This is a genomic window from Pseudomonas sp. PB120, from assembly GCF_009761815.1.
In the GTDB taxonomy this organism is placed as follows: Bacteria; Pseudomonadota; Gammaproteobacteria; order Pseudomonadales; family Pseudomonadaceae; genus Aquipseudomonas.
In genome coordinates, this window is sequence record NZ_RWIN01000080.1 from 69,500 (window position 1) to 77,262 (window position 7,763).

The window sequence follows — 7,763 nt, forward strand, 5'->3', positions numbered from 1 at the left end:
ATTCGCGCTAGGGGTTTACGCGCGTGTGCAGGTAGCATTGCGCCGTATCAACGCATCAGACGCAACCGAGTGGCTAAACCTTGATTGAACGACGTCAATTCAGCGGCGGCATGAAGGGCAAGAACCTTCGCTACCTGAACGAGAACCCCGACAAGCCGGTGCAACTGACACGGACCGGCTTTTTGCTGCTCGAGCATTTCTCGCTGCCCGCCTTCACACAGGCGCTGGACACCCTCGTCACCGCGAACCTGCTGCGCCCGGGGTTGTTTTCCTCCCGCACGTTCGGCTTGAGCGAGGGCGAAGTGGTCAGTGACCTGGGGCTGATCATTCGTCCGGATACGCGGATCGATTATTCGGCGATTCATGACCTGGATCTGCTGGTGGTGTGTGGCGGCTACCGGACCGAACTGAAGGTTATCGATGAATTGAACAGCTTGCTCAGGACGGCCTCGGACCATGGCGTCAGCCTGGCCGGTTTGTGGAACGGGGCGTGGTTCCTCGGCAGCGCGGGACTGCTCGAAGGTTATCGGTGTGCGATTCACCCTGAGCATCGCCCGGCACTCGCGGAAATTGCCAAGGCGGCGCAGGTCACCAGCGAGCCTTACGTCATCGACCGGAACCGGCTCACGGCGTCCAGTCCGTCGGGCGCCTTCCACATGGCGCTGGACTGGATCAAAGGCTTGCACGACAAGGCGCTGGTCGAAGGCATCGAGGACATTCTCGCCTTCGAGGAGTCGCGCTACCGGCGTATCAAGCCCACTGAAAATATCTGCGTGAGCGCGCCGTTGCGCGAGGTGGTGAAGCTGATGCACGCCAACCTTGAAGAGCCGCTGGAGCTGGAGCAACTGGCGGTGTACGCCGGCCGTTCGCGTCGGCAACTTGAGCGCCTGTTCAAGGAGCAACTGGGCACCACGCCGCAGCGCTATTACATGGAACTGCGGATTACCGAGGCGCGGCGACTGCTGCAACACACCGAACTGTCCCAGGTCGATGTGTTGGTGGCGTGCGGCTTTGTGTCGCCAAGTCATTTCAGCAAGTGCTACAGCTCGTATTTCGGCTACCGGCCGTCCAAGGAAACGCGGCTGGTCAAGTAGGCATTTCCGGCGTGCCCAGGTTGCCCGTCAACCACTCGATAAAGCGGCGCGCCAACGGACTGTTTTCGCTGTCACGATGGGTCAGCAAGGCCCAGTTCGGGCCGCGAATGGTGTCTTCCACCAGCGGTTGCAACAGGCCGCTGGCGCGCGCTGTCTGGCTCAGCAGCTCGCTGACCAATGCAATGCCGAGCCCCGCGCACGCAGCGTCCAGCAGCAGGCCGGGGTCGGAGAAATTCAGGCCCTGATCCTTCTGGCCGACATCGATGCCAGCCTCCACGTCCCAATGACTCCAGTCCATTTCTCGCTCCCCGTGGAGGGTCGTGCGCTGTTCGGCGGTCATGGCCAACTGGTCCGGGTGGCCCGCCGGGTAGAGGCGGTCGGCGTGCAAGACCCTGAAGCTGCATTCGGCCTGGGAGCTGATGTCATCGCGCACCGCCAGATCGATGGTCTGGGTGGTCATGTCCGGCACTTCATCGGTGCTGAAAATCCACAGATCGACCTCCGGATGCTGACGGCGAAAATCCCCCAGTCGTGGCAACAACCAATGCCGGGCGAACGTCGGCGTGGTGTTGAGCACCAGTTGATTGGGTTTCTGGTATTGCCCCAGGCGACGGATGCCGACCGCCAGTTGCTGCAATAGCGCCTGGGTGGTGCTGAGCAGATCGTGACCGGCATCGGTCAGGCTGACGCTGCGGCCACTGCGGTAAAACAAGGGCTGTTCGAGGTACGCCTCAAGGGTTCGAATCTGCTGGCTGATGGCCGATTGGGTCAGGTGCAGTTCGTCGGCGGCCTTGTGAAAACTGCCCAGCCGGGCGGCAGCTTCGAAGCCGCGAAGGGTGCTGAGCGGGGGCCAGTGCTTGAGCATATTGATAAGTACCTCTAATCACTTTTCTGCAAAATCCATCGTTTGTTCGCCCGTTTTTACAGCCGTAGCATGCATGCCAAGACCGCCAAGGCAGTTTTTGTTGAACACAATGGCTTAACTAAAGGGCTTTTTATCATGCAGCAGAACGAACAGCAAAACAGTGGCTGGTGGATGCCGGCAGAGTGGGTTAAACACGCCGCGACCTGGATGGTCTGGCCGCACAACCAAACGTTGTGGGAGTCGGGTTGGCGCGTGACCTTGCCACTGGTGCAAGAGGATTTCGCACGGGTGGCCAACGCCATCGCGCGTTTCGAACCGGTGAAAATGGTGGTTGATCCGTCCGCTGTCGCCAGTGCCAAAGCGCTCTGTGGGCCAAACATCGAGTTGATTGAATTGGCGGTGAACGACAGTTGGTGCCGCGACTCCGGCCCAAGCTTCATCTGCCACCCGCAACAGGGCCTGGCCGGGGTGAGCTGGCGCTTCAACGCCTGGGGCGGCAAGTCGGCGCACGATCTGGACGAAGGTCTGGCGCGCCGCGCACTCAATCACCTCGGCTTGCCGTGCTTTGGCACACCGCTGAGCAACGAAGGCGGCGCGATTCATGTCGACGGCGAGGGCACGCTGATCACCACCGAATCGGTGCTGCTCAACCCCAATCGCAACCCGGGGATGACCAAGGCCGAGATGGAGGAGATCTTCACCCGTCTGCTGGGCGTGAAAAAAACCATCTGGCTGCCGGGCGATCCGGACTACGTGACCGGCGACATGACCGATGGCCACGTCGACGGTGTCTGCGCCTTTGCCCGCCCGGGTGTGCTGCTGGTCGACGCGACCCATGACAAACAGTCGGCGTATGCCGAAGTGGCCCGCGAGAACCGCCGCGCGCTGGAATTGGCGACCGATGCCCGTGGGCGCAAATTCGAGCTGATCGAACTGTATGAAGCGACTGATGCGGTAGACACCGAGGCGGAAGTGTTCTGCGCGTCCTACACCAATTTCTACATCGCCAACAACGCGATCATCATGCCGGCCTACGGCATCGACGCCGACCACGTGGCGGCCGACGTCCTGGCTCAAGCGTTCCCCGAGCGAGAAGTGGTGCCGGTGCGAATCAACCACCTGGCCCATGGCGGCGGCGGTGTGCATTGCATCACCCAGCAACAGCCTGCCTGGCCAGTGGAGGGTTGATGCCATGACCCTGCTGACAATCGCCACCACGCAGATGCCCTGCACCTGGGATTTGCCCAATAACCTTGATCAGGCCGAGCAGCTGGTCCGCGAGGCCGCGGCGAAGGGCGCCCAGGTCATCCTGTTGCAGGAACTGTTCGCCACGCCGTATTTCTGCATCGAGCAAAACCATAAGCACCTGGCCCTGGCTGAAGAGTATCGAGACAGCCTGGTGCTCAAGCGCTTTGCCGCATTGGCCAAGGAATTGGGGGTGGTGCTGCCGTTGAGCTGGTTCGAAAAGGCCGGCAATGCCTACTTCAATTCCTTGAGCGTGGCCGATGCCGACGGGCGCCTGCTGGGGGTGTACCGCAAGACGCACATTCCCAACGCCATCGGTTACCAGGAGAAGGAATATTTCAGCCCCGGCGATACCGGTTTCCGGGTCTGGGACACGGCGTTCGGGCGTCTCGGCGTAGGGATCTGCTGGGACCAGTGGTTCCCCGAGACCGCGCGCTGCCTGGCGCTGATGGGGGCTGAAGTGTTGCTGTTTCCCACGGCCATCGGCTCGGAACCGGGCTGCGCGACCCTGGACTCCCGTGATCACTGGCAGATGACCATGCGCGGCCACGCCGCCGCGAACATCCTGCCGGTGGTGGCGGCCAACCGCGTCGGGCGTGAAGCGGCGACCACCGATCCGATGTTGCAGATGAGCTTTTACGGCTCGTCGTTTATCTGCAACCACAAGGGCAAGTTGTTGGCCGAAGCCGACCGTGACAGCACCGGCGTGCTGGTGCACCGCCTCGACCTGAGCGCCATCCGCGAAGAGCGCCTGAACTGGGGCATCTACCGCGACCGCCGTCCGGAAATGTACGGGGCTTTGCTCAGTCAGGACGGTCGCCACCTCAATGCACGCTGGAACACTCAAGGAGTCTGACATGCGCATTCCAAACACGTTGTTGCTCAGTGCCTTGAGCCTGGCACTCGCCTCGGCGTCGCTGCACGCCGAGGAGAAAACCCTTCGGCTCTATAACTGGGCCGACTACTTTGCCGAAGACACGCTGAGCAAGTTCACCGCTGAAACTGGGATCAAGGTGATCTACGACGTCATGGACGGCAGTGAAACGCTGGAGGCCAAGATGCTGGCCGGCGGCAGTGGTTATGACCTGATTTTCCCCGGCGACACGGTGGCCGAACGCTTGATGCGTGCCGGCAGCCTGCTGCCGCTGGACCGCTCGAAACTCACGGCCCTGAATGACATCGAGCCCGGTCTGCAGAAACTGCGCAAACAGTATGAGCATTCAAGCCAGGCCACCGTCCCTTACACCTGGGGCACCATCGGCCTGACCTACAATGATGAACAGATCAAACAGCGCGCGCCGGATGCGCCGGTCAACAGCCTCGACCTGCTGTTCAAGCCGGAACTGGCCAGCAAATTTGCCGACTGCGGCATCTCGATGATCGATTCGCCGGATGAAGTGCTGGCGGTGGTGCTCAACTACCTGGGCCGCGAACCCCGCAGCGCCAAGCCTGAAGACCTGGCCGCCGCGAGCGAGCTGCTGATGAAACTGCGGCCTTACATCCGCAAGTTCCAGTCGCAGCCGGTGACTGACCTGGTGAACGGCAACCTGTGCGTGTCGCTCGGTTACAGCGGCGACATGACCCAGGCGCAACGCACCTCGGACAGCGCGGGCAAGACCACGCGGTTCGAATACCGCATTCCCCGTGAAGGCACCACGGTGTGGATGGACACCATGGCCATTCCGGTCGACGCTAAACACCCGGAGTATGCGTATGCGTTCATCAACTTCGTCATGCGCCCGGAGAACATGGCCGCGATCAGTAACTTCACCGGCTACCCGACGTCGAACGCCAAGGCCCGGCCGAATGTCGATGCGAGCATGCGCAACAACCCGGACATCTATCTCGATGAGGCCACGTATGCACGGCTGATTCCGGGCAAGGACATTCCCCAGTCCGACATGCGCGCGCGGATGCGCACCTGGACCAAGTTCAAGACGGCCACTGCAAAATGACTTCAGCTTTCAAGGAACACTTCATGTCGACGCGTCGAACGTTCATCAAGCAACTGTCGGTCGTGGCCGGCCTGGGGGTCGCGGCGAGCGTCGGATTTGGCCTCACGCCTTTGCGCGTGCAAGCGGCGACCCAAACCCGTTGGCGCATGCCGGATGAGGGTGAACGGCACGCGCAGGCCTTCATCGCTTTTGGCGCGCAGGACGCGATCTGGGAAGATTTCACCGCCGACGTGCAGGCCGCCCTCGGCCTGATCGCGCGCACCATCGCCCGTCACGAGCCCGTCACGGTCTTCTGTCGACAGAATGAGCGTGATCTGGCCGAAGAGCATTGCGGCACACACAACATGACCTTTGTCACCACCACGCTCGATGACATCTGGATGCGCGACATCGGCGCCAACTTTGTCATCGATGAGCAAGGCGAACCGGGTGCCGTGGATTTCAACTTCAACGGCTGGGGCAACAAACAGCGGCATGCCGAGGATGCAAAACTGGCCGCTCGGGTGGCCGACGGGGCAGACGCGCATTACCTGCGCAGCGAACTGGTGGGCGAGGGCGGTGCTATCGAAGTGGATGGGCATGGCACCGGGATCATGACCGAGAGCAGCTGGATCAACAGCAACCGCAATCCCGACTGGAGCAAGGCCGACGTCGAGGAAGAGCTGAAGGCCCGACTGGGCCTGCGCAAAATCATCTGGCTGCCGGGCATCAAGGGCAAAGACATCACCGACGCCCATGTCGATTTCTACGCCCGTTTCATCAAGCCGGGCGTGGTGATCGCCAACCTCGACAACGACCCTGATTCCTATGATTACAAGGTCACGCGTGCGCACCTGGCTATTCTCGAAAACGCCACCGATGCTGACGGCCGCAAACTCCAGGTGCACACCGTGTCGCCGCCGATCAATCCGCGAAAGAGCAAGTTCAACCGCAATAACCCGGATTTTGCGGCCGGCTATATCAATTACTTCGTGATCAATGGCGCGGTGATTGCGCCGGAGTTTGGTGACGAGGCGGCGGATACCAAGGCGTTTGATCTGTTGTCCGAGCTCTACCCGGATCGCGAAGTGGTGCAGCTCAACATCGATGCGATCTCCGCTGGGGGTGGCGGGATTCATTGTGTGACCAGTCACCAGCCGTTGGTTTAATACTAAGCCGGGCTCTGCTAATGCCGGCACTCCGCCAATACCACCTGGCAGGTATCCGGTGTGCCGCCGGATCGGCCGGCGTATCGGATGCAATTATCCAGGGATTTTTTGCGAGCCATGTTTAATGTATCGCCCCAGGCTAGACCGCCCTCGCCGGCGGTTGGGAGGGCTTTTGCGTAGCAGCTTGAGCCGGTGCTTGAGCTTGAGCTTGAGGCTGAGTAGCGAGGTTTGGATGAGCAGCCGGCGGTCAGTGCGAGGTTGATGGCCAGCAGGCAAAGCAGGAGCCATGACCTGTACGGGTGTGCTGTTGGGCCGGTCATTCTGTTTCTCCTCTGGCCGTGCTGCCTTCAGATTAGACGGTGTCCGGCCTGAAGGGCCGGTCGCTGGTCCGCGTGGGTCGCTACCATTCGTTTAATCAATAGCCACCATCAACAAACGCAAGTTCTGTTTTTTCGGCAGGGGAGGAGGATAGCGTCATACCGATCTCGCCTTTGAAGGAACCTGTGCGATGAAAATGTCTACCTTGCTGGCCCTTGTCCTCGTATTGACTGGCGGTGTCGCGGCCACTGCTCCGGCGTATGCTGCTGACCCGTCTTGCCATTTCTTGCCGGTGGGCGACAGCAGCGCCAACTTGCAGCATGCCCAATCGGTGGCCGTGCTCTACAGCGAAAACACCCTCAATACCCTCGAATACCTTGAGCAGTACCATGCAGTTGCGGTGAACGGCGCGAAGAACCCGCAGATGGATGTGCGCATCAGCAACGCATTTGTCAGCAGTTCCGATCCGAAATTGGCGATCAACTGGCTGATGGGCTCGCTGCAGAAAGAGTTCGCGTCGGTGACGGTCTACGACAACCTCGACGCGGTGGTGCAGGCGCATCCGGACGTGGTGGTGATGCTGGATACTTACAGCCGGCTGGTGTCGAAGCGCAATAATCAGGTCGAAGCGCGTTTCATGGCCAAGTTTTACGACTCGAACCTGCAATACATCGGTAAAGCCGAAGGCTCCCGTGAGCAACAAATGCCTTCGGTTTGGGTGCATGGCAAGGCAGCGCCGGAAATTGCTGCGCAGATTAGCCAGCAGACCGAGTTGCAGGTGAATGCGCTTAAGCAGTTTGATGTGTCGCTGAGGGCGCTGGTGAGTTCGGGGAATGTGGCTCGGGTTGCCAGTAACTAAAAAGAGCCGCCCGTTCATTTGGGCTGATTTTTGGGGGGCGTATCCGTTTCTTGGGTCATGGCTGATATTGGTTTCGCCCTTACGGCGAGTCCCTTTTTCAAACGCCAAAAAGGAACCAAAAGGCTCTTGCCCCACCACTCGGTGCCTCGCTAAGGCTCGGCATGCCCTCACTCCGGCATTGCTCCGTGGGCCCGCCGCCATCGGCCATCCATGGCCGGGGGCGGCTAACCCGGCATCCATGCCGGGTTGCCCACTGCGCAATGCCTGCGTTCGGCCATC

At 60.7% G+C, this 7,763-nt stretch carries 8 protein-coding genes; 6 read left to right on the top strand and 2 right to left on the bottom strand.

Annotation, left to right across the window (positions count from 1 at the left end; all coding sequences use genetic code 11):
* Nucleotides 1–110 precede the first annotated feature (110 nt).
* Nucleotides 111–1,094 (top strand): GlxA family transcriptional regulator, encoded by a 984-nt coding sequence (locus EJA72_RS15585; RefSeq protein ID WP_157712329.1) that lies wholly within the window; start codon nucleotides 111–113, stop codon nucleotides 1,092–1,094.
* Here the strand turns inward: EJA72_RS15585 and EJA72_RS15590 are convergent.
* Nucleotides 1,087–1,959, bottom strand: coding sequence for a LysR substrate-binding domain-containing protein (locus EJA72_RS15590; protein WP_157712320.1), 873 nt, complete (start codon nucleotides 1,957–1,959; stop codon nucleotides 1,087–1,089). The genes EJA72_RS15585 and EJA72_RS15590 overlap by 8 nt on opposite strands.
* Nucleotides 1,960–2,094: 135 nt before the next feature.
* Between EJA72_RS15590 and EJA72_RS15595 the strand changes: the two genes are divergently transcribed.
* Genes EJA72_RS15595 through EJA72_RS15610 form a run of 4 tightly spaced genes read left to right on the top strand, consistent with a single transcriptional unit; the run spans nucleotide 2,095 to nucleotide 6,307 of the window.
* A complete protein-coding gene (locus EJA72_RS15595) occupies nucleotides 2,095–3,147 on the top strand; it encodes an agmatine/peptidylarginine deiminase (RefSeq protein ID WP_157712321.1) in 1,053 nt (350 codons plus the stop codon).
* Between the two features lie 4 nt (nucleotides 3,148–3,151).
* A complete protein-coding gene (gene aguB, locus EJA72_RS15600) occupies nucleotides 3,152–4,060 on the top strand; it encodes an N-carbamoylputrescine amidase (RefSeq protein ID WP_157712322.1) in 909 nt (302 codons plus the stop codon).
* Nucleotide 4,061: 1 nt separating this feature from the next.
* The gene (locus EJA72_RS15605; RefSeq protein WP_157712323.1) at nucleotides 4,062–5,159 is read left to right on the top strand and encodes an extracellular solute-binding protein; all 1,098 of its coding nucleotides are present in this window, start codon (nucleotides 4,062–4,064) and stop codon (nucleotides 5,157–5,159) included.
* Between the two features lie 23 nt (nucleotides 5,160–5,182).
* Complete coding sequence (locus tag EJA72_RS15610; protein WP_157712324.1) at nucleotides 5,183–6,307, top strand: agmatine/peptidylarginine deiminase; 1,125 nt, start codon at nucleotides 5,183–5,185, stop codon at nucleotides 6,305–6,307.
* A 17-nt stretch (nucleotides 6,308–6,324) separates the two neighbouring features.
* Here EJA72_RS15610 and EJA72_RS29300 read toward each other — a convergent pair whose 3' ends face one another.
* A complete protein-coding gene (locus tag EJA72_RS29300; RefSeq protein ID WP_157712325.1) occupies nucleotides 6,325–6,627 on the bottom strand; it encodes a hypothetical protein in 303 nt (100 codons plus the stop codon).
* A gap of 188 nt (nucleotides 6,628–6,815) precedes the next feature.
* Here EJA72_RS29300 and EJA72_RS15620 point away from each other — a divergent pair, with 188 nt between their 5' ends.
* Nucleotides 6,816–7,484, top strand: coding sequence for an ATPase (locus tag EJA72_RS15620; protein ID WP_157712326.1), 669 nt, complete (start codon nucleotides 6,816–6,818; stop codon nucleotides 7,482–7,484).
* Nucleotides 7,485–7,763 lie beyond the last annotated feature (279 nt).